Below are 18,633 nucleotides of genomic sequence, written 5' to 3' on the forward strand. Positions count from 1 at the left end.
CTCCTTCGCGAAGGTCGAGAACACCTCACCGGCCATGATCAGAAATCCCATCCCTCGTCGTCCTGCCCGGCCTCCTCGACCGCGGCGGGTGCCGCGAAGGAGTCGCCCGCCATGCCCGCCGTCAGCGTGGTGCCGTCGGTCGGGTCGATCAGCAGGAAGGACCCGGTGCGGCGCGACGCGTCGTACGCGTCCAGCGCCAGCGGCTCGGACGTCCGGACGACGACCCGGCCGATCTCGTTGGCGGCCAGCTCACCCGGCGTGGGGTGGTGCGACAGATCGGCCAGCGTCAGCCGGGACGGGATGTCCTTGACGATGGCCTTCACCGTGCGGGTGGTGTGCTTGAGCAGCACCCGGTCTCCGACCCGAAGCGGACGGTCGTGCAGATGGCAGACGGTCGCCTCGATGTCCTGGGTGGTGGCCGGGGCATGTGCGCTCGGGGCGATCAGATCGCCGCGCGAGATGTCCAGGTCGTCGGCGAGCGTGACGGTCACCGACTGCGGAGCCCACGCCACATCCACCGGCGCGCCCAGCGCGTCGATCCCGGCGATGGTGCTCGTACGGCCGGACGGCAGCACCGTGACGGCGTCCCCGACGCGCAGCACACCGGAGGCGATCTGGCCGGCGTAGCCACGGTAGTCGGGGTGCTCGGCGGTCTGCGGACGGATCACGTACTGCACCGGGAAGCGCGCCGGGTCCTGGGACGGATCGGTGCCGACCGGCACGGTCTCCAAGTGCTCCAGGACGGTCGGGCCGCCGTACCAGTCCATGTTGGACGACGGGGTCACCACGTTGTCCCCGGCGAGTGCCGAGATCGGGATCGCGGTGATCTCGGGAACGCCCAGCGAGGCCGCGTAGGTCGTGAACTCCTCGGCGATCGCGGCGAAGACGGGCTCCGCGTAGTCGACCAGGTCCATCTTGTTGACGGCGAGCACGACATGCGGGACCCGCAGCAGCGCGGCGACCGCCGCATGGCGCCGGGTCTGCTCCACCACGCCGTTGCGCGCGTCCACCAGGACGACCGCGAGCTCGGCGGTGGAGGCGCCGGTCACCATGTTGCGGGTGTACTGCACATGGCCGGGCGTGTCGGCGAGGATGAACCGCCGCCGCGGGGTGGCGAAGTAGCGGTAGGCGACATCGATGGTGATGCCCTGCTCGCGCTCCGCGCGCAGCCCGTCCGTCAGCAGCGCCAGATCCGGGGCCTCCTGGCCACGGCTGCGCGAGGCGTGCTCCACCGCCTCCAGCTGATCGGCCAGGACCGACTTGGAGTCATGCAGCAGCCGCCCCACCAGGGTGGACTTGCCGTCGTCGACCGAGCCCGCGGTGGCGAAACGCAGCTGCGAGGTGGCAGCCGACTGCTCGACGGCGGCCGCGGCGGCCTGGACCTCGGCACTGATGTTGCTTGTCATGGCTAGAAGTACCCCTCGCGCTTACGGTCCTCCATCGCGGCCTCCGACAGCTTGTCGTCGGCGCGCGTCGCGCCCCGCTCGGTCAGCCGGGAGGCGGCGATCTCATCGATGACCTGCTCGATCGTCACCGCGTCCGACTCGACGGCACCGGTGCAGGACATGTCGCCGACCGTGCGGTAGCGCACCAGGCGCCGCTCCACGGTCTCGCCGTCCTTCGGGCCGCCCCACTCACCGGGCGCCAGCCACATGCCGCCGCGCCGGAAGACCTCGCGCTCATGCGCGTAGTAGATCTGCGGAAGCTCGATCTTCTCGCGGGCTATGTACTGCCAGACGTCCAGCTCGGTCCAGTTGGAGAGCGGGAAGACGCGGACGTGCTCACCGGGGGAGTGGCGGCCGTTGTAGAGCTGCCACAGCTCGGGGCGCTGCCGGCGCGGGTCCCAGCCGCCGAACTCGTCGCGCAGGGAGAACACCCGCTCCTTGGCCCGGGCCTTCTCCTCATCCCGGCGGCCACCGCCGAAGACCGCGTCGAAGCGGTTCTTCTCGATGGCGTCCAGCAGCGGAACGGTCTGCAGCGGATTGCGGGTGCCGTCCGGGCGCTCGCGCAGCCGGCCGTTGTCGATGAACTCCTGGACGGAGGCGACATGCAGCCGCAGCCCGTGCTCGGCGACCGTGCGGTCCCGGTACTCGATGACCTCGGGGAAGTTGTGCCCGGTGTCCACGTGCAGCAGGGAGAAGGGCACCGCCGCCGGGGCGAACGCCTTGAGCGCCAGATGCAGCATGACGATGGAGTCCTTGCCGCCGGAGAACAGGATCACCGGCCGCTCGAACTCGCCCGCCACCTCGCGGAAGATGTGCACCGCCTCGGACTCCAGCGCGTCCAGGTGCGAGAGTGCGTAGAGGCTGTCGCTCTCGTCCGCGTTGGACCCGGGGCCGTTGCCGTTGATCGCGGTCGCGGTTGTCACGCCAGTCCCCTCTCACTCAGCAGCGCCCGCAACGCGGCCGCCGATTCCTGTACGCCCTGCTCATGGGCCTCGATGCGCAGATCGGGATCGGCCGGCGCCTCGTACGGGTCGTCGACCCCGGTGAGCCCGGAGATTTTACCGGCCGCCTGCTTGGCGTAGAGCCCCTTCACATCCCGCTGCGAGCACACCTCGACCGGAGTGGCGACATGCACCTCCAGATACGGGGTGCCCTCCTTCTGGTGGCGCTTGCGCACCGCCTCGCGGCTGTCCGCGTACGGGGCGATGACCGGCACCAGGACCTTGACGCCGTTGGAGGCGAGCAGCTCGGCGACGAAGCCGATCCGCTGGACGTTGGTGTGCCGGTCCTCGCGGGAGAAGCCGAGCCCCGAGGAGAGGAACTCGCGGATCTCGTCCCCGTCGAGCACCTCCACCCGGTGCCCCTCGCCGCGCAGCCGCTCGGCCAGTGCGTAGGCGATCGTCGTCTTCCCCGCGCTCGGAAGGCCGGTCAGCCACACCGTGGCACCGGTGGTCGTGGGCGCGCTCATCTCGTTCTCCTGGTCGACAGCCATCAGCCGTGCAGCCCGCATTCGGTCTTGTTGCTTCCCGCCCAGCGTCCGGACCGGACGTCCTCGCCCTCCAGCACCCGGCGGGTGCAGGGGGCACAGCCGACCGACGGGTAGCCGTCCATCAGCAGGGGGTTGGTGAGCACACCGTGTTCGCTGATGTAGGCGTCCACGTCCGCCTGCGTCCAGCGGGCGATCGGCGAGACCTTCACCTTCCGCCGCTTGGCGTCCCAGCCGACGACCGGGGTGTTCGCCCGGGTCGGGGACTCGTCGCGGCGCAGCCCGGTCGCCCAGGCGTCGTACGCCCGCAGCCCCTCCTCGAGGGGCTGGACCTTGCGCAGCGCGCAGCACAGATCGGGGTCGCGGTCGTGCAGCCTGGGGCCGTACTCGGCGTCCTGCTCGGCCACGGTCTGGCGGGGGGTGAGGGTGATGACGTTGACGTCCATCACGGCCGCCACCGCGTCCCGGGTGCCGATGGTCTCGGGGAAGTGGTAGCCGGTGTCGAGGAAGACCACATCGACGCCGGGGAAGGCGCGGGAGGCGAGATGGGCCACCACCGCGTCCTCCATCGAGGAGGTGACGCAGAACCGCGGCCCGAAGGTGTCGGCCGCCCAGCGCAGGATGTCCAGCGCCGAGGCGTCCTCCAGATCGCGGCCCGCCTGCTCGGCGAGCGCTTCCAGGGCCGTTTGCCCGTCTGTCTGCTGAAGCTGGGTCATATCTCTGTGCCCCCTTCTCCGGCTTGGTCGCGCCGCAGGCCGTTGGCCAGCAGCCCGAGGAACGACAGGCGGAACGCGCGATTGCAGGACGCGCATTCCCACGCTGCGCCGTGCCCGCGGAGCCCCTCCTCCTCGGAGGGCCGCAGGTCCTCGTCCCCGCAGTAGGGGCAGTAGAACGGCGCCGCTCGCTCGCTCATCGCGCCTCCTTGTTCGCCCCGCCGCGGCAGCGGCTGATGTCACTTCCGCCCGCGCGGCGCAGAGGTGTGGCTGTCGGGGTCGTCCGCGACCCGGCGGCCGCGCGTGCGTCGCTCACTGAAGAGCCCCCTCATCCGCCCGTGCGGCCCAGGTGGCGAACTGCTCGCCGTCCTCGCGCTCCTTCTGGAAGCGGCGCAGCACTCGCTCGATGTAGTCGGGGAGCTCGGCGGCGGTGACCTTCAGGCCGCGCACCTTGCGGCCGAAGGAGGGCTTCAGGCCCAGCGTGCCGCCCAGGTGCACCTGGTAGCCCTCGACCTGGTTGCCGTCGTCGTCCCTGACCAGCTGGCCCTTGAGACCGATGTCCGCCACCTGGATACGGGCGCAGGCGTTCGGGCAGCCGTTGATGTTGATGGTGATCGGCTGGTCGAACTCGGGCAGCCGGCGCTCCAGCTCATCGATGAGCGAGGAGCCGCGCGCCTTGGTCTCGACGATGGCGAGCTTGCAGAACTCGATGCCCGTGCAGGCCATCGTGCCGCGCCGGAACGGGGACGGCTTGACCTGGAGGTCCAGCGCCTCAAGCCCCGCGACCAGCGAGTCCACCCGGTCCTGCTCGACATCGAGCACGATCATCTTCTGCTCGACGGTGGTCCGCAGCCGCCCGGAGCCATGGGCCTCGGCCAGCTCGGCGATCTTGGTGATGGTCGCCCCGTCCACCCGGCCGACGCGCGGGGCGAAGCCGATGTAGAAGCGGCCGTCGCGCTGGCGGTGGACGCCGATGTGGTCGCGCCACTGCTCGACGGGCTGCTCGGGCGCCGGGCCGTCGGTCAGCTCGCGCCTCAGGTACTCGTCCTCCAGCACCTGACGGAACTTCTCCGCGCCCCAGTCGGCGACCAGGAACTTCAGCCGGGCGCGGTTGCGCAGCCGCCGGTAGCCGTAGTCGCGGAAGATGCCGATGACCCCGGCCCAGACCTCGGGGACCTCGTCCAGCGGGACCCAGGCGCCGAGCCGGACACCGATCTTCGGGTTGGTGGCGAGCCCGCCGCCGACCCACAGGTCGAAGCCGGGGCCGTGCTCGGGGTGGTTGACGCCGACGAACGCGACGTCGTTGATCTCATGGGCGACATCGAGCAGCGGGGAGCCGGAGACCGCCGTCTTGAACTTGCGCGGCAGGTTGGAGAACTCCTTGCTGCCGATGAAGCGGCGATGGATCTCCTCAATGGCGGACGTGCCGTCGATGATCTCGTCCTCGGCGATCCCGGCGACCGGGGAGCCGAGGATCACCCGGGGGGTGTCACCGCACGCCTCGGTGGTGGACAGCCCGACGGCCTCCAGACGCTTCCAGATCTCGGGCACGTCCTCGATCCGGATCCAGTGGTACTGGATGTTCTGCCGGTCGGTGATGTCCGCCGTACCGCGCGCGAACTCCTGGGAGACCTCGCCGATGACGCGCAGCTGCTCGGTGGTCAGCCGTCCGCCGTCCACCCGCACGCGCATCATGAAGTGGTCGTCGTCCAGCTCCTCCGGCTCCAGGATGGCGGTCTTGCCGCCGTCGATCCCGGCCTTGCGCTGGGTGTAGAGGCCCCACCAGCGCATCCGGCCGCGCAGGTCGGCGCCGTCGATGGAGTCGAATCCGCGCTGGGCGTAGATCGTCTCAATGCGTGTCCGCACATTGAGACCGTCATCGTCCTTCTTGAACTGCTCGTTGCCGTTGAGGGGGGTGAAGTGCCCCGCGGCCCACTGGCCTTCGCCGCGGTGGCGTCCGGCCTTACGGCGGGGCGTTGCTGCTGCGCGTTCCGGGGTGGCGGCCATGGCGGTGTGTGTCCTTCTGAGCGGCTCTGGTGCGGCGGGTGGTGCTCGCGCGCCCCCTCTGAACTGCGTATATGCAGGCGGGCACGGCGCTGCGGCGGATACCGGTGCGGTGGTGCGGCGGGGGAGGCGTCAAGGCGTGCGCGCTCGCCCACGTCGTCGGGGGCGGCGGGAGATTGCGGTGGTGCTGCTGCCCGGGGCCCTCGGGGCCCTTGAGTTGCGGGTCAGCCCACCGGACAGATCGCGCTGGACATGCGGCCGAGGTCGACGTGGCGTCGACTCACCAAGGCAATTCCAGCTCGAGACATGAGGGAAGCGTGGCATGGTGGTCTCCGGAGAGTCCACCACTATCCACTATCCGGACGACTTCGTCTCGCATGACGAGACACTGTGGCGTCGGTCACGCCTCCGTCTCGGTCTTGACGTCAAAGACCCGAAATCCCCGGCGGCGGTAGTTGTCCAGGGCATACGGCCCGTCCTTGCTGCAGGTGTGCACCCACACCCGCTTGGTCGGGGGCAGGGCGGGCCGGCGCTCGGCCAGATCCCAGGCCCGGCGGATACCCCAGGTCAGCAGGTGCCCGCCGATGCGACGGCCGCGGAAGGCCGGCAGCAGCCCGAAATAGACGATCTCGACCACGCCCTCGGCCTGGCTCTCCAGCTCGATGTACCCGGCCGGGGTACCGCGCTCGTACGCGACCCAGGTCTCCACGCCCGGCCGCGCCAGATACCCCTCCCACTGCTTACGTGACCACTCGAGCCGATCCGTCCACGAGACGTCGGAGCCCACCGCCGTGTAGAGGAAGCGACTGAACTCGGGGCTCGGCACCTCGGCCCGTACGACCGTCACCCCTGCTGCGGCGTCCGGCTCCCGGGCCGGCCCGAGGTCCGAGGACGAAGTCTGCTCCAAGGACCAGGTGGTCACTGTGATGCTCATGTGGACAGATAACCACGGGCCATCGTTCACTGGCTGCTGTCGGTAGCGCTCACGGCGGGGAGAGCGGGGTCGGGGTGGCCGGGACCGGGGATGTGCACGAGTTCGCGGAACTGCTGCGCGAGCTCGAACGGAGGACGGGCCGCAGCCGCGCGGCGCTGGCGGCCCGCAGCGGGGTGAGCGGCTCGGCGCTGCACCGCTACTGCTCGGGGCGAGCGTTCCCGGCGAGCACGAGGTGATCGTGCGGTTCGGGAAGGTGTGCGAGGCCGGCAGCGAGGAACTGCTGGAGCCGCACCGGCGGTGGGTCCTGGCCGACGCGGAGCGCAAGCGGAGCCCGGGTCCGCCGGGCGGGCCGGGGACCGTGCCCGCCCTGCCGCCCGCGGAGCCGGAGCCGTCCTCCGGTCCGGGAGCCGGACCGGAGTCTTCGCCCCGCCAGGAACCGGAGCCGTCGGCCGGGCCGCGGCCCGCGCCCGTCCCCGCGCCCGGCCCCTCGTCGGGCCCTGCGCCCGTCCCTGCGCCCGGCCCCTCGTCCGGTGCTGCGTCCGGTGCTGCGTCCGGTGCTGCGTCGGGTCCTGCGCCCGGTGCTGCGCCCGGTGCCGCGCCCGTCCCTGCGTCGGGCCCTGCGCCCGGTCGCGCGCCCGTCCCTGCGCCTGGCCCTGCGCCCGTCCCTGCGCCTGGTCCTCGCCCGGTGCTGCGCCCGGTCGTGCGCCCGTCCCTGCGCCCGGCCCCTCGTCCGGTCCTGCGTCCGGTGCCGCGCCCGTCCCTGCGTCCGGTCCTGCGTCCGGTCCTGCGCCTGGCCCTGCGTCGGGTCCTGCGTCCGGTCCTGCGCCTGGCCCTGCGTCGGGTCCCGCGTCGGGCCCTGCGCCCGGTCGCGCGCCCGTCCCTGCGCCTGGCCCTGCGCCCGTCCCTGCGCCTGGTCCTCGCCCGGTGCGCCCGGTCGTGCGCCCGTCCCTGCGCCCGGCCCCTCGTCCGGTCCTGCGTCCGGTGCCGCGCCCGTCCCTGCGTCCGGTCCTGCGTCCGGTCCTGCGCCTGGCCCTGCGTCGGGTCCTGCGCCCGGTGCTGCGTCGGGCCCTGGGCCCGTCCCCTCGCCCCTCCCCGCGCCCGGCCCTGCGCCCGGTCCCGACCCGGCAGCCGAGCGACCAACCTAAGCGGACCACCCGAAGAAGATGCGCGATGCCGATGCTCGAAGACCTGCGAAGACGAAGGAGACCATGGCTGTGACCAGCATCAGGACCACGCTCGGCGCCCTGCTCGGCAGTGCGGTGCTCGCGACCACCGGTGTCGTGACCGCCCAGACGGCGACGGCGGCCCCCGCCGCCCCGACGGCCGCCCCCGCCGCCCCGACGGCCGCCCCCGCCGCCCCGACGGCCGCAACGGCGCCCTCCGTGGCCGCCGTGACCAAGCTCAGCCACTCCGACGCGGCGAACCGGTTCCGCTCCGCCGGGATCGGCTGGACCTCCAGCGGTGGCTGTTCGGACCGGAACAACCCCACCTGCACCTCGTTCGAGCAGATCAATCTGTCCACCGTGCAGGGCGCGATCACCCTGAAGCAGGCCAGCGGCTGCGCCCTGACCATCACCGGCGGCACGGAGACCGGGCACGCGTCCGGTACGTATAGCCACTGGAACGGTTACAAGCTCGACTTCAGTCCCACCAGCTGCCTCAGCAACTACGTCACCCGCACCTTCACCAACATCGGCCCCCGCCCCGGCGACGGCGCGCAGCAGTACAAGTCCGGCTCGGGCAACATCTACGCGCGCGAGAGCAACCACTGGGACGTGCTCTACTACAACTGCGGAGGCTGCTGACCCCCATCACCCGTCCGGGGCCGGTTGCAACGCGGCGCAACCTTTGCGCATGGCTGTATCCGGCATCGACGGTGGGCCCAGTGGGCGGAGGGCGGTGCCGAGTCGGCGCGGTATCCCCTCCGCCAACGCCCTCTGCGGTGATTCGGGCTGTTCCTCGCCGGTCATCGCTGGTCACCGGGTGTGCCACGGTGAAACCGCCCGATACGGTGAGAAGGTGCAGCCAGCAAAAGATCCGTCGAAGCCGTCCGGCCGGCTCCACAAGGCCCGCGCCCTGTACCGCAATGTGTCCAAGCGCAGGATGGTCTGGCTGCTACTGAAGGACACCGTTCACTCCTGCATGGAGTACCGGGTCACCGGTCTCGCCGCCGAGGCGGCCTTCTTCACCCTGCTGTCGCTGCCCCCGCTGCTGCTGGCCCTGATCGGTCTGCTCGGCTACTTCGACGCCTGGACCAGCACCGAGACCGTCGCCACCATCCGGCAGAACATCCTCGACGCCTCCGGGACCGTGCTGTCCGACCAGGGTGTCAAGGAGATCGCCCGGCCCCTGCTCGACGACGTCATCGAGGGCGGCCGGCCCGATGTCATCTCGCTCGGCTTCGCCATCGCCCTGTGGTCCGGATCGCGCGCGGTGAACGTGTTCGTCGACACCATCACCATCATGTACGGGCTGGAGGGGCGGCGCGGGATCGTCCGGACCCGGCTGCTCTCCTTCCTCCTCTACCTGGTCGCGCTCGTCATCGGCGCGGTGGCGCTGCCGCTGATGGTCATCGGCCCCGAGGCGGTCGTGGAGATCCTGCCGGCCAGTGGCGATCTGGTCCCGGTGCTGTACTGGCCCGTGGTGCTCATCCTGTCCGTCGCCTTCCTCACCACGCTCTACCACGTGTCGGTGCCGGTGCGCTCGCCCTGGCGGGAGGACATCCCCGGGGCGCTGGTGGCCCTCGCCATGTGGGTGCTCGGCAGCTTCCTGCTGCGCATCTACCTGGTCCACACGGTGGAGGGACCGACCATCTACGGATCGCTGGCCGCCCCCGTCGCCGTACTGCTGTGGATCGGGGTCTCCGCCTTCGCGGTGCTGGTCGGAGCGGCGGTCAACGCCGCGATCGACCGGGTCTGGCCGTCGGTGGCCACGGCCGCCGCCCGCGCGGAGCGCGCCGCCCGCGCCCGGGGTGAGTCGGCACGGGCGCGGGCCAGGGAGCAGCGCACCTCCGACGACGGCGCTGCGGAGATCACCCCGCCCTCGGAGTTCCCGGAGCGCTGGGCCCAGTTCCTCCCGCACGCGGACATACGCTCCCGGCTGCACGGAAAGCGCGACACGGGCGAGAAGACCGCCGAAAAGGCCGCGGCGGACGCCCCCGCGAAACCCGGGGACAAGACCCTCGCGAAGCCCGGCGCGCAGCCCGGCGAGAAGCCCTCGGGCAAGCCGTCCGGCGAGCCCCGGGCGCCCCGGCAGGGGCCGCGGCGCCCCGAGGTCAGGGCCGCCGAGGACGGGGCGACGGAGGACAGCGCGGCGAGCGACGACCGCCCGGTCCGCTAGCGCGCGCTTCCCTTCGGGCGCGCGTAAATCGGTGGCGCCACGGCGCGGGCCCGGGCCACGGTCTACCCCGTTCCGTGTCGGCGAGGTCAAGCAGGCGGAGGGCAAGGCGCAGCAGGACCGGGACGCCCTGCAGAAGCGGACGTCTGATGAACGGCAGCGACTCACTGCCGAGCGTCAGCAGCTCAGCGTGGAGTCCCAGCGCAAGCGGGCCGAGCTACTACAACGCCAGAAGCAGTTGACCGCTGCCGAAGCGGAACGGGTCCGGGTGGCCGGTGAGCTCGCTACCACCCGGGCGGAGGCCCGGCGCACGCTCGGCATCGGGAGATACGTCAAGTTCGTGGTGACGGGACGCTGAAGCCTCCTACCACTGGACGACGCTGGTCTACAGATGGCCCATACGCACTGGTCAAATCTGGGATATGAGCGAGTCCGGGTGAGACAGGGTGTACGCAGAAGTTCTGCGAGGCGTGGGGCAGCAAGTACCCCGCGATCGTGAAGCTGCGGGAAGAACGCCTGGGCCGAGTGTCTGGGGCTGCGCTGAGCGGCAGCGAGCCGGAGGTCGAGGCTGGCCGGGCACCGTACTGCGTCAGATCTTGATGACGTGGACTCTCGGTCCGCACAGCATGTGGAGGTCTTCGGGGTCGGACGTCAGGATAGTCACGGGAGCGGGTGAAGCGAGTGCAGTGGCGGCGACGATGGCGTCGAGGGCGTACTTGTGGCCGTGCAGGCCTGCTGCGGCGAGGAGTTTGCTGGCGTGGCGGGCGATAGCTTCGGTGGGCGGGGCGATGTTGACGCGGGAGACGGCGTAGTCGAAGCGGGCCTGGTTGGTTTTGGGGTTGCGGGCTTCGACGAGGGTGACAGAGCTGGTGATGACGCGGATGTCCTCGGCCTCGGCGGCGGCCAGCCATTCGGTGAGCTCGGGGGTGCGGTGCACGAGCTTGGACAGGCCTTCGCAGTCCAGTACGAGTGTGCCGCTCACGCGGCGTCCGCCGAGTCGGCCGTGTCACCGCGCAGGAGGGTCCGCTTGGCCTCGACCGCTGCCTGGTCCAGTGGCCCGTGCTCGGTCTCCGCGTCTTCGATGAGTTCGCGCAGCCGGTCGCGTTCGAGTTGGCGCTGAATGAGGGCTTCGACGTAGGCGGAAATGCCGCGCTTGCCGGTGCGTGCCTTGAGGGCGGCGATGGTGCCTTCGTGGAGGGAGACGGAGACCGGGCGGACGGGGCCTTCGCCGGGAGCGGGGTCGGGAGTGGTGGCCATGAAGCCACTTTAACAAATCTCTTGTTATTCGAATGGGCGATTCGTTGTGGCTTGACGGGGATGCATGCGGCGTATCGCCTTGCGGGATACAGATTCTCTGTGATCACCAAGCCCGACGATGCGTCCCGTGGGCTGACACGTGAGGAACTGCTCGCGCTGCCTGCGGCCGCGGACCTGGAGACGGCGAACCGCGCGCTGTCCCTCAGCCGGACTACGGGGTACGACCTCGCCGGCCGGCTGCTGGCAGGCCGAGCGGGAACAGACGCTTGTGCTGCTGCGCGCTGACACCGTGCAGCGGCAGCCGTCCTGGTACGGCGGCCCGATCCTGGTCGATGCCTTGCTCGACGACGGGTCGACGCCGCCTGGCGGGCCGCGGCCGAAACGCGTGCGCATGACCGGCAGCGGCTCGCCCTCGCGGGACCAGGCACGCGCCGCCCGTCCTGCCGACGCGCTCGGGGTCTACCTGCGGCTGGCCGGACCGCTCATGAAACAGACGGGCAACGCCGTCTACGTGCAGCTGACGGTCTGCTGCTGAGCATGCGCGAGTGCCATGGCCGCCTAGGCACCGAAGACAAGTTCACCACGTACATCGCCGCTCTGCGCGTCGGCCAGAAGCGCAGGCGGAACCTGATGTGGCTCCTCGACCAGCACGGCCTGTGACCCTGTCGGGAAATCGGTGGCGCCCGAGTGCGCGCGCATCTAGGGTTGTGCCCGCTTCGTGCAGTGGCTGTTAGCCGCTGCTGTCGGTCGAGTGAGGAACGGGAGGTGTGACCGATGGTTGTCTCTGTGATGGGCGCTGCCCGCATCCGGAAGTTCATTCAGTCCACCTCCGTGGCCTCCGGCTGACCTCACTCTTCTCCCGCGCCCGTGAGCGCGGTGCCGGGGCCACCCTTGTGAAGGGTCCCCCCTTGTCTTTCTCTTCTCTCGCGGGTTCGTCCTCGTCCTCCTCGCATCCTCTCGCCCCGTACGGCTGGGACGAGGGCTGGGAAGCCGAGTTCGCTCCCTACGCCGAGCAGGGCTTCCTGCCCGGTCGTGTGGTACGGGTCGACCGTGGCCAGTGCGACGTCGTCACGCCTACCGGTGTTGTCCGTGCCGATACCGAGTTCGTCGTTCCCCGCGACCCGATGAAGGTCGTGTGCACCGGGGACTGGGTCGCTGTCGATCCTGAAGGGAGCGATCCGCAGTATGTGCGGACGCTGCTGCCCCGCCGCACCGCCTTCGTGCGGTCGACGTCGTCGAAGCGTTCCGAGGGCCAGGTGCTGGCCACTAACATCGATTACGTCGTCATCTGTGTGTCGCTCGCGGCCGAACTGGACCTCGGGCGGATCGAGCGGTTCCTGGCGCTCGCCATGTCTTGCTCGAGTGGTGAGGCACTGCTGCATAAGTCAGCACTCTCCTGGGAGAGCGGTGCCCAGCCGGTGGTCGTCCTCACCAAGGCCGACCTGGTGCCAGATCCGGGCACCCTGGGCCATCTCGTCTCCGACGTCGAGACGGCCGCGCCCGGAGTGCGGGTGCTGCCCGTCAGCTCCGCGGCGGGGGAGGGGGTGGACGTGCTCGCCGCCGTGCTCGGTTCGGGCACCTCCGTCCTCCTCGGCCAGTCCGGCGCGGGCAAGTCGACGCTGGCCAACGTCCTGGTGGGCGAGGCCGTCCAGGACGTCCACGGGATCCGCGACAGCGACGGCAAGGGGCGGCACACCACGACCACCCGCGATCTGCTGACCCTGCCCTCGGGCGGGATGCTCATCGACACCCCCGGGCTGCGGGGGGTCGGGCTGTGGGACGCCGAGGACGGCGTCGCGCAGACGTTCGCCGAACTGGAGGCGCTCGCCGAGCACTGCCGCTTCCACGACTGCGCGCACCAGGCGGAGCCGGGGTGCGCGGTGCTCGCCGCGATCGACGACGGCTCGCTGCCGCAGCGACGGCTGGAGAGCTACCGCAAGCTGCTGCGCGAGAACGAACGGCTCGCGGCCCGTACGGACGCCCGGCTGCGGTCCGAGATGCGGCGCGACTGGAAGCAGCGCCAGGCGCTCGGGCGCCACCTGATGGAGCGCAAGCGCGGGCCGCAGCGCAAGCCGTAGCAGCCGTAGTACGGCCGTCACCGGCTGGCCGGTCGCGGCGGACCGACCTGGTCCGGCCGGCCGGTCAGCTCACGGTGCGGCTGGCGGGCTCGGGCGCGTCCTCCAGTCCCCAGCTGTACACCCAGCGCGGATGAATGCGGATGACCTCGTCGCTCATATGGGCGCCGAGGTCGTGCGGGCCCGTGCGCCGCTCCGCCTCACCGCGGATCTCGATCCCGCACACCATCCACGGCCGCTCGCTCACGATGCTGTCGACCACCAGCGCCACCTTCGGGTTCTGCCCCGCGTTGCGCCACTTCTTCGTCTTGCCCATGGCGAGGCCGCCGATGTCGAGGGTGCCGTCCTCGTTGAGGGAGAAGCCCACCGGGTTCGCCTGCGGCTGGCCGTGCGCGTCCACGGTGGCCAGCCGGCCGATCCGCTGCGTCGCGAGATAGCCGCGCTCGGGTTCGGTGAAAACACTCATGGCATCACTGTCGCGCGCGGGGCCGCCGCCCGCATCGGGCGCAGGACCGGCACGCCGCTCCGGTGGCCGCAATGCCGATTCGGGTGGCTCCTGGCGGTGACTCGGCGCGAGGATGGCCCAAGGCGCCCCGAACCGATCACACCGCCGGAGTCGGCAGAGAGCGGGTTGCGATGAGCGACGCCAAGGATGAGTACGACGTCATCGTCCTGGGCGCCGGCCCGGTCGGCGAGAACCTGGCCGACCGGACCCGCGCGGCCGGGCTCTCCACGGTGATCGTCGAGAGCGAGCTGGTCGGCGGCGAGTGTTCGTACTGGGCCTGCGTTCCCAGTAAGGCGCTGCTGCGCCCGGTCCTCGCACGCGCCGAGGCGCGCCGCGTCCCCGGGCTGCGGGCGTCGGTCGGCGGGGCCCTGGACGCCGCCGAGGTCTTCGCTCACCGTGACGCCTTGGTCTCGCACTGGAAGGACGACGGCCAGATCGCCTGGCTGGAATCGGCCGGTATCGACTTCGTCCGCGGTCACGGCCGGCTGGTCGAGCCGCGCCGGGTCGCCGTGGCGGGGCCGAACGGCTCCGACGGCGACGAGCGCTTCCTCACCGCCCGGCACGCCGTGGCGATCTGCACCGGCAGCCGGGCCCGGCTTCCCGATCTGCCCGGCCTCATCGAGGCCCGCCCCTGGACCAGCCGCGAGGCCACCAGCTCCTCGACGGTGCCGGGGCGGCTGATCGTGGTGGGCGGTGGCGTCGTGGCCGCCGAGATGGCGACTGCCTACAACGGCCTCGGGGCGCGCGTCACCATGCTGGTGCGCGGCTCCGGGCTGCTGGACCGCATCGAGCCCTTCGCGGGCGAACTCGTCGCCGAGACGCTGACCGAGGCCGGGGTCGACCTCCGTACCGGTACGTCCGTGACCGCCATCGCCCGGCGGGACGGGGACAAGGGGACGGTCACCGTGACCCTCGACACCGGGGAGGAACTGGAGGCCGACGAAGTGCTCTTCGCCACCGGGCGCGCCCCGCGCACCGACGACGTGGGCCTGGAGACGGTCGGGCTCAAACCGGGGCGCTGGCTGAACGTCGACGACACCTGCCGGGTGGAGGGCGTCCCGGACGGCTGGCTCTACGCGGCGGGCGATGTCAACCACCGGGCGCTCCTCACCCACCAGGGCAAATACCAGGCACGGATCGCGGGCGCGGCGATCGGGGCGCGGGCGCGAGGCGTCCCCCTGCTGGACACCGACCGCTGGGGCGCCCACGCGGCCACCGCCGACAAGGTGGCCGTGCCCCAGGTCATCTTCACCGACCCGGAAGTCGCGGCGGTCGGCCTGACCGCGGACCAGGCCAAGGCCGCGGGCCGCAGCGTCCGGGTCGTCGACTACGACATCGGCCGGGTCTCGGGCGCCGCGCTCTACGGGGACGGCTACCGGGGCCGGGCCCGCATGGTCGTCGACCTGGACCGGGGCCATCTGATCGGGGTGACGTTCGTGGGCCCGGGGGTCGGGGAGCTGCTGCACTCGGCGACGGTGGCGGTGGCGGGAGAGGTGCCGGTGGAGCGGCTGTGGCATGCGGTGCCGTCGTTCCCGACGGTGAGCGAGGTGTGGCTGCGGCTGCTGGAGGAGTATCGGGGGTAGGGCGTCCCCGGGCCCGGACCTATGCCCGAACCCTCGCGTGGTGTTGCCGCGAAGCCTCCATGTGGACAATGTGGGGATGAGCCAGCAGGGGGAGCGACGCGGTCACGAGGACGACTGGTGGGGCGAGTTGTACGATCCGCGGCGGGCCGATGCGGGGCCCGCCGCGGTGGCGGACTCCGTCGACGACCGCTTCGACTCGGCGTCCCGCACGCTCGCCGGCGCCGAAGACGGCACCGACAGCGACGCGGGCGGCCGGCGGCCCGCCGCGGGCGCCCCCTGGGGCCCGCGACCCGGTGGTGAGCCGGGCGGTGCCGCACCGGGCTCGGACGCCGTCGCGGGAGGTGGCCCGCAGGGGTGGCGATCTCCCGACGGCGGCGAGGGGCCCGGTGTCGCACCGCCCTCCCCCTCCCCGGCGGGCACCCCGCCCCCGCCCCCTGACCCCGCCCGTCCCTGGCGGGCCGCCACGGCCGGATTCGTCGGAGAGGGCCCGCCCGCGTACGAGGCCGAGCCGACCACCCTCCCCGTCGCCGACCCCGAGGGGCTCGCGGATCTGGTCCCCGACACCGTGCTCGACGGCGCCCGCTACGGCACGCTCACGCTCCGCGCCGCCTCCCTGCGGGGCGACGCGGCCCGCTCCTGTGGCGAGCCGCGACGCGACGCGCTGCTCACGGCCCGGTTCGGGACCGGGGACAGCGCGCTGCTCCTGGTGGCGGTGGCCAGCGGGGTACGGGCGGTCCCGGGGGCGCACCGGGCGGCGCGCGAGATGTGCGAGTGGATCGGCAAGGCGATCGGCCGCAGCCGGGTCCGGCTGGCGGAGGACATCCACACCGCCAACCGTGGCGCGCTCAAGTCAGGGCTGCACCGGCTCACCGACCGCGGCTACGGCCGGCTGCGCGCCCGCGCGGCCGAACGGGGCCTCGACCCGGCCGAGTACAGCGCGTCGGTGCGCTGTCTGCTGCTCCCGGCCCATCCCGCCTGCCGCACCCGGGTGTTCTTCGGGGTGGGCGGGGGCGGTCTGTTCCGGCTGCGCGAGGGCGCCTGGCAGGACCTGGAGCCCGCCGAACGGGAGGGGGACACCGTGGGCGGGCCCGTGCTCGGCTACGGTGGCGGCTCACCCGCCCCGCCGGCCGGCCGCGAGCCGTCGCCGCCCGGCCGCGAGCCGTCGCCGCCCGGCCGCGAGCCGTCGCCGACGGCCCCGTCCACGGCCCCGGACGCCGAGCCGTCCCCCGCGCGGCCGAATGCCACTCCCGGCCCCTTCCTCTTCCGGACCTCCGTCGCCCGACCGGGCGACACCCTGCTGCTGTGCGGCGCGGGGTTCGCGGAGCCGCTGCGCGAGGCGACGGGCCTGGCCGGTCACTTGGCCGGACGCTGGGCCGCGGCGGAGCCGCCGGGCTTGGCCGCCTTCCTTGCGGATGCCCAGACCCGGGTGAAGGGATACGCCGACGACCGTACAGCGGCGGCCGTCTGGGAGGCGTGAGCGCGTCGTCCATGGGTTGATGGACAGGGGTGACAGACCTGACGACCCGGGCGACAAGGAACGAGGGCGCGAGATGGCCAAGCAGACCGTGGCGGAGCAATGCGTGGACATCCTGGTGCGCACCGGGGTCCGGCGGCTGTACGGAGTGGTCGGCGACAGCCTCAACCCCGTGGTGGACGCGGTCCGCCGTAGCGCCGCCATCGAGTGGATCCAGGTCCGGCACGAGGAGGTCGCCGCCTTCGCCGCCGGCGCCGAGGCCCAGCTGACCGGCACCCTCGCCGCCTGCGCGGGCTCCTGCGGCCCCGGAAATCTGCATCTGATCAACGGCCTCTACGACGCCCATCGCTCCTTCGCCCCGGTCCTCGCCATCGCCGCGCAGATCCCCAGCAGCGAGATCGGCACCGGCTACTTCCAGGAGACCCACCCCGACCAGCTGTTCCAGGAGTGCAGCCACTACTGCGAACTGATCTCCAGCCCCCAGCAGATGCCGCGGGTCCTGCAGACCGCCATCCAGCACGCCATCGGCCGCGGCGGGGTCAGCGTCGTCTCGATGCCCGGCGACATCGCCGCCCGCCCGGCGCCCGAGCGCGCCGAGGAGCACGCCCTGGTGACCTCGCGCCCCACGGTGCGCCCGAGCGACGCCGACGTCGACGCGCTCGCGCGCATGGTCGACGAGGCCGCACGGGTGACCCTCTTCTGCGGCAGCGGCTGCGCCGGGGCGCACGACGAGGTGATGGCCTTCGCCGAGCGGGTGAAGGCGCCGGTGGGGCACGCGCTGCGCGGCAAGGAGTGGATCCAGTACGACAATCCGTACGACGTCGGCATGAGCGGACTGCTCGGCTACGGCGCGGCCTACGAGGCCACCCACGAATGCGATCTGCTGCTCCTGCTGGGCACCGACTTCCCGTACGGCGCCTTCCTCCCCCAGGACGTGAGGACCGTCCAGGTCGACATCCGCCCCGAACATCTGGGACGCCGCTCCAAGCTCGACCTCGCCGTCTGGGGTGACGTCCGCGAGACGCTGCGCTGTCTGACGCCCAAGGTGCGCGACAAGACCGACCGCCGCTTCCTCGACCGGATGCTGAAGAAGCACGCGGACCATCTGGAGGGCGTGGTCAAGGCGTACACCCGCAAGGTCGAGAAGCACATCCCGATCCACCCGGAGTACGTCGCCTCGGTGCTGGACGAGGAGGCGGCGGCCAACGCCGTCTTCACCGTCGACACCGGCATGTGCAACGTCTGGGCCTCCCGCTACATCACCCCCAACGGCCGCCGCCGGGTCATCGGCTCCTTCACCCACGGCTCCATGGCCAACGCCCTGCCGCAGGCCATCGGCGCCCAGTTCCTGGACCGCCGCCGCCAGGTCATCGCCATGTGCGGCGACGGCGGATTCACCATGCTGATGGGCGACTTCCTCACCCTCGTCCAGTACGACCTGCCGGTCAAGGTGATCATCTTCAACAACTCCTCGCTGAGCATGGTCGAGCTGGAGATGCTGGTATCGGGCCTGCCCGCGCACGGCACGGCCAACCACAACCCCGACTTCGCCAAGATGGCCATCGCCGCCGGGGTGTACGCCGAGCGCGTGGAGAAGCCGAAGCATCTGCACTCCGCGCTGCGGGCCGCCCTGCACCACAAGGGACCCGCGCTCCTGGACATCGTCACCGACCCCAACGCGCTGTCCATCCCGCCGAAGATCAAGGCGGAGATGGTGACGGGATTCGCGCTGTCGGCGAGCAAGATGGTGCTGGAGGGCGGCGTCGGCCGGATGGCCCAGATGGCCCGCTCCAACCTCCGTAACATCCCGCGCCCTTAGGG

At 71.7% G+C, this 18,633-nt stretch carries 19 protein-coding genes and 1 pseudogene; 9 read left to right on the forward strand and 11 right to left on the reverse strand.

Annotated features, from left to right (window positions below; all coding sequences use genetic code 11):
• Nucleotides 1-38 precede the first annotated feature (38 nt).
• From ABZU99_RS17810 to ABZU99_RS17845, 8 genes are all read right to left on the reverse strand, one after another.
• The gene (locus tag ABZU99_RS17810) at nucleotides 39-1,406 is read right to left on the reverse strand and encodes a GTP-binding protein (RefSeq protein WP_356044851.1); all 1,368 of its coding nucleotides are present in this window, start codon (nucleotides 1,404-1,406) and stop codon (nucleotides 39-41) included.
• Nucleotides 1,407-1,408: 2 nt separating this feature from the next.
• Complete coding sequence (gene cysD / locus ABZU99_RS17815; RefSeq protein WP_355954471.1) at nucleotides 1,409-2,368, reverse strand: sulfate adenylyltransferase subunit CysD; 960 nt, start codon at nucleotides 2,366-2,368, stop codon at nucleotides 1,409-1,411.
• A complete protein-coding gene (gene cysC / locus ABZU99_RS17820) occupies nucleotides 2,365-2,937 on the reverse strand; it encodes an adenylyl-sulfate kinase (protein ID WP_356044898.1) in 573 nt (190 codons plus the stop codon). Before cysC ends, cysD begins: the two co-directional genes overlap by 4 nt.
• Entirely contained in the window at nucleotides 2,937-3,647 is a 711-nt protein-coding gene (locus ABZU99_RS17825) for a phosphoadenylyl-sulfate reductase (protein ID WP_355954474.1), read from the reverse strand. Before ABZU99_RS17825 ends, cysC begins: the two co-directional genes overlap by 1 nt.
• Nucleotides 3,644-3,844 carry a hypothetical protein gene (locus tag ABZU99_RS17830; protein ID WP_355954477.1) on the reverse strand — a complete coding sequence of 67 codons (201 nt, stop codon included), beginning with the start codon at nucleotides 3,842-3,844 and terminating at the stop codon, nucleotides 3,644-3,646. Before ABZU99_RS17830 ends, ABZU99_RS17825 begins: the two co-directional genes overlap by 4 nt.
• Nucleotides 3,845-3,956: 112 nt before the next feature.
• Nucleotides 3,957-5,651 (reverse strand): nitrite/sulfite reductase, encoded by a 1,695-nt coding sequence (locus tag ABZU99_RS17835; protein ID WP_355954480.1) that lies wholly within the window; start codon nucleotides 5,649-5,651, stop codon nucleotides 3,957-3,959.
• 221 nt (nucleotides 5,652-5,872) lie between these two features.
• Complete coding sequence (locus ABZU99_RS17840; protein ID WP_355954497.1) at nucleotides 5,873-5,956, reverse strand: putative leader peptide; 84 nt, start codon at nucleotides 5,954-5,956, stop codon at nucleotides 5,873-5,875.
• 92 nt (nucleotides 5,957-6,048) lie between these two features.
• Nucleotides 6,049-6,582 carry a GNAT family N-acetyltransferase gene (locus ABZU99_RS17845; RefSeq protein WP_356044846.1) on the reverse strand — a complete coding sequence of 178 codons (534 nt, stop codon included), beginning with the start codon at nucleotides 6,580-6,582 and terminating at the stop codon, nucleotides 6,049-6,051.
• A gap of 74 nt (nucleotides 6,583-6,656) precedes the next feature.
• On the opposite strand from ABZU99_RS17845, the gene ABZU99_RS17850 reads away from it, so the two are divergent.
• From ABZU99_RS17850 to ABZU99_RS17865, 4 genes are all read left to right on the forward strand, one after another.
• On the forward strand, nucleotides 6,657-6,818 hold the full coding sequence (locus ABZU99_RS17850) for a helix-turn-helix transcriptional regulator (RefSeq protein WP_355953053.1): 162 nt from the start codon (nucleotides 6,657-6,659) through the stop codon (nucleotides 6,816-6,818).
• A 972-nt stretch (nucleotides 6,819-7,790) separates the two neighbouring features.
• The gene (locus tag ABZU99_RS17855; protein ID WP_356044843.1) at nucleotides 7,791-8,387 is read left to right on the forward strand and encodes a hypothetical protein; all 597 of its coding nucleotides are present in this window, start codon (nucleotides 7,791-7,793) and stop codon (nucleotides 8,385-8,387) included.
• Between the two features lie 214 nt (nucleotides 8,388-8,601).
• Nucleotides 8,602-9,921, forward strand: coding sequence for a YihY/virulence factor BrkB family protein (locus ABZU99_RS17860; RefSeq protein WP_356044841.1), 1,320 nt, complete (start codon nucleotides 8,602-8,604; stop codon nucleotides 9,919-9,921).
• Between the two features lie 31 nt (nucleotides 9,922-9,952).
• Nucleotides 9,953-10,276 carry a hypothetical protein gene (locus ABZU99_RS17865; RefSeq protein WP_356044838.1) on the forward strand — a complete coding sequence of 108 codons (324 nt, stop codon included), beginning with the start codon at nucleotides 9,953-9,955 and terminating at the stop codon, nucleotides 10,274-10,276.
• Nucleotides 10,277-10,507: 231 nt separating this feature from the next.
• Here the strand turns inward: ABZU99_RS17865 and ABZU99_RS17870 are convergent, their stop codons facing one another.
• Both ABZU99_RS17870 and ABZU99_RS17875 read right to left on the reverse strand, forming a co-directional pair.
• The gene (locus ABZU99_RS17870; RefSeq protein ID WP_356044835.1) at nucleotides 10,508-10,900 is read right to left on the reverse strand and encodes a PIN domain-containing protein; all 393 of its coding nucleotides are present in this window, start codon (nucleotides 10,898-10,900) and stop codon (nucleotides 10,508-10,510) included.
• Nucleotides 10,897-11,175 (reverse strand): hypothetical protein, encoded by a 279-nt coding sequence (locus ABZU99_RS17875; RefSeq protein WP_356044832.1) that lies wholly within the window; start codon nucleotides 11,173-11,175, stop codon nucleotides 10,897-10,899. The genes ABZU99_RS17870 and ABZU99_RS17875 overlap by 4 nt, the downstream gene beginning before the upstream one ends.
• A gap of 232 nt (nucleotides 11,176-11,407) precedes the next feature.
• Between ABZU99_RS17875 and ABZU99_RS17880 the strand changes: the two are divergent.
• A pseudogene (locus tag ABZU99_RS17880) lies at nucleotides 11,408-11,835 on the forward strand (hypothetical protein); the annotation flags it as partial.
• Nucleotides 11,836-12,083: 248 nt separating this feature from the next.
• Nucleotides 12,084-13,253, forward strand: coding sequence for a ribosome small subunit-dependent GTPase A (gene rsgA / locus ABZU99_RS17885; RefSeq protein ID WP_356044829.1), 1,170 nt, complete (start codon nucleotides 12,084-12,086; stop codon nucleotides 13,251-13,253).
• 64 nt (nucleotides 13,254-13,317) lie between these two features.
• On the opposite strand, the gene ABZU99_RS17890 is transcribed toward rsgA, so the two are convergent.
• The gene (locus tag ABZU99_RS17890) at nucleotides 13,318-13,716 is read right to left on the reverse strand and encodes a PPOX class F420-dependent oxidoreductase (protein WP_355953069.1); all 399 of its coding nucleotides are present in this window, start codon (nucleotides 13,714-13,716) and stop codon (nucleotides 13,318-13,320) included.
• Between the two features lie 170 nt (nucleotides 13,717-13,886).
• Here ABZU99_RS17890 and ABZU99_RS17895 point away from each other — a divergent pair, with 170 nt between their 5' ends.
• From ABZU99_RS17895 to ABZU99_RS17905, 3 genes are all read left to right on the forward strand, one after another.
• On the forward strand, nucleotides 13,887-15,338 hold the full coding sequence (locus ABZU99_RS17895; protein ID WP_356044826.1) for an NAD(P)/FAD-dependent oxidoreductase: 1,452 nt from the start codon (nucleotides 13,887-13,889) through the stop codon (nucleotides 15,336-15,338).
• 76 nt (nucleotides 15,339-15,414) lie between these two features.
• The gene (locus tag ABZU99_RS17900) at nucleotides 15,415-16,815 is read left to right on the forward strand and encodes a protein phosphatase 2C domain-containing protein (RefSeq protein WP_356227878.1); all 1,401 of its coding nucleotides are present in this window, start codon (nucleotides 15,415-15,417) and stop codon (nucleotides 16,813-16,815) included.
• Between the two features lie 73 nt (nucleotides 16,816-16,888).
• A complete protein-coding gene (locus ABZU99_RS17905; protein ID WP_355953079.1) occupies nucleotides 16,889-18,631 on the forward strand; it encodes a pyruvate dehydrogenase in 1,743 nt (580 codons plus the stop codon).
• Nucleotides 18,632-18,633: the final 2 nt, after the last annotated feature.

The organism is Streptomyces sp. NPDC005266 (genome assembly GCF_040607655.1).
Taxonomy (GTDB): Bacteria; Actinomycetota; Actinomycetes; order Streptomycetales; family Streptomycetaceae; genus Streptomyces.

Excerpts from the sequence above, each read along its gene's own strand:
- ABZU99_RS17810 (WP_356044851.1), bottom strand. The coding sequence starts at position 1,406 with ATGACAAGCAACATCAGTGCCGAGGTCCAGGCCGCCGCGGCCGCCGTC.
- cysC (WP_356044898.1), bottom strand. The coding sequence starts at position 2,937 with ATGGCTGTCGACCAGGAGAACGAGATGAGCGCGCCCACGACCACCGGT.
- ABZU99_RS17825 (WP_355954474.1), bottom strand. The coding sequence starts at position 3,647 with ATGACCCAGCTTCAGCAGACAGACGGGCAAACGGCCCTGGAAGCGCTC.
- ABZU99_RS17830 (WP_355954477.1), bottom strand. The coding sequence starts at position 3,844 with ATGAGCGAGCGAGCGGCGCCGTTCTACTGCCCCTACTGCGGGGACGAG.
- ABZU99_RS17835 (WP_355954480.1), bottom strand. The coding sequence starts at position 5,651 with ATGGCCGCCACCCCGGAACGCGCAGCAGCAACGCCCCGCCGTAAGGCC.
- ABZU99_RS17840 (WP_355954497.1), bottom strand. The coding sequence starts at position 5,956 with ATGTCTCGAGCTGGAATTGCCTTGGTGAGTCGACGCCACGTCGACCTC.
- ABZU99_RS17845 (WP_356044846.1), bottom strand. The coding sequence starts at position 6,582 with ATGAGCATCACAGTGACCACCTGGTCCTTGGAGCAGACTTCGTCCTCG.
- ABZU99_RS17855 (WP_356044843.1), top strand. The coding sequence starts at position 7,791 with ATGGCTGTGACCAGCATCAGGACCACGCTCGGCGCCCTGCTCGGCAGT.
- ABZU99_RS17875 (WP_356044832.1), bottom strand. The coding sequence starts at position 11,175 with ATGGCCACCACTCCCGACCCCGCTCCCGGCGAAGGCCCCGTCCGCCCG.
- ABZU99_RS17890 (WP_355953069.1), bottom strand. The coding sequence starts at position 13,716 with ATGAGTGTTTTCACCGAACCCGAGCGCGGCTATCTCGCGACGCAGCGG.
- ABZU99_RS17895 (WP_356044826.1), top strand. The coding sequence starts at position 13,887 with ATGAGCGACGCCAAGGATGAGTACGACGTCATCGTCCTGGGCGCCGGC.
- ABZU99_RS17900 (WP_356227878.1), top strand. The coding sequence starts at position 15,415 with ATGAGCCAGCAGGGGGAGCGACGCGGTCACGAGGACGACTGGTGGGGC.
- ABZU99_RS17905 (WP_355953079.1), top strand. The coding sequence starts at position 16,889 with ATGGCCAAGCAGACCGTGGCGGAGCAATGCGTGGACATCCTGGTGCGC.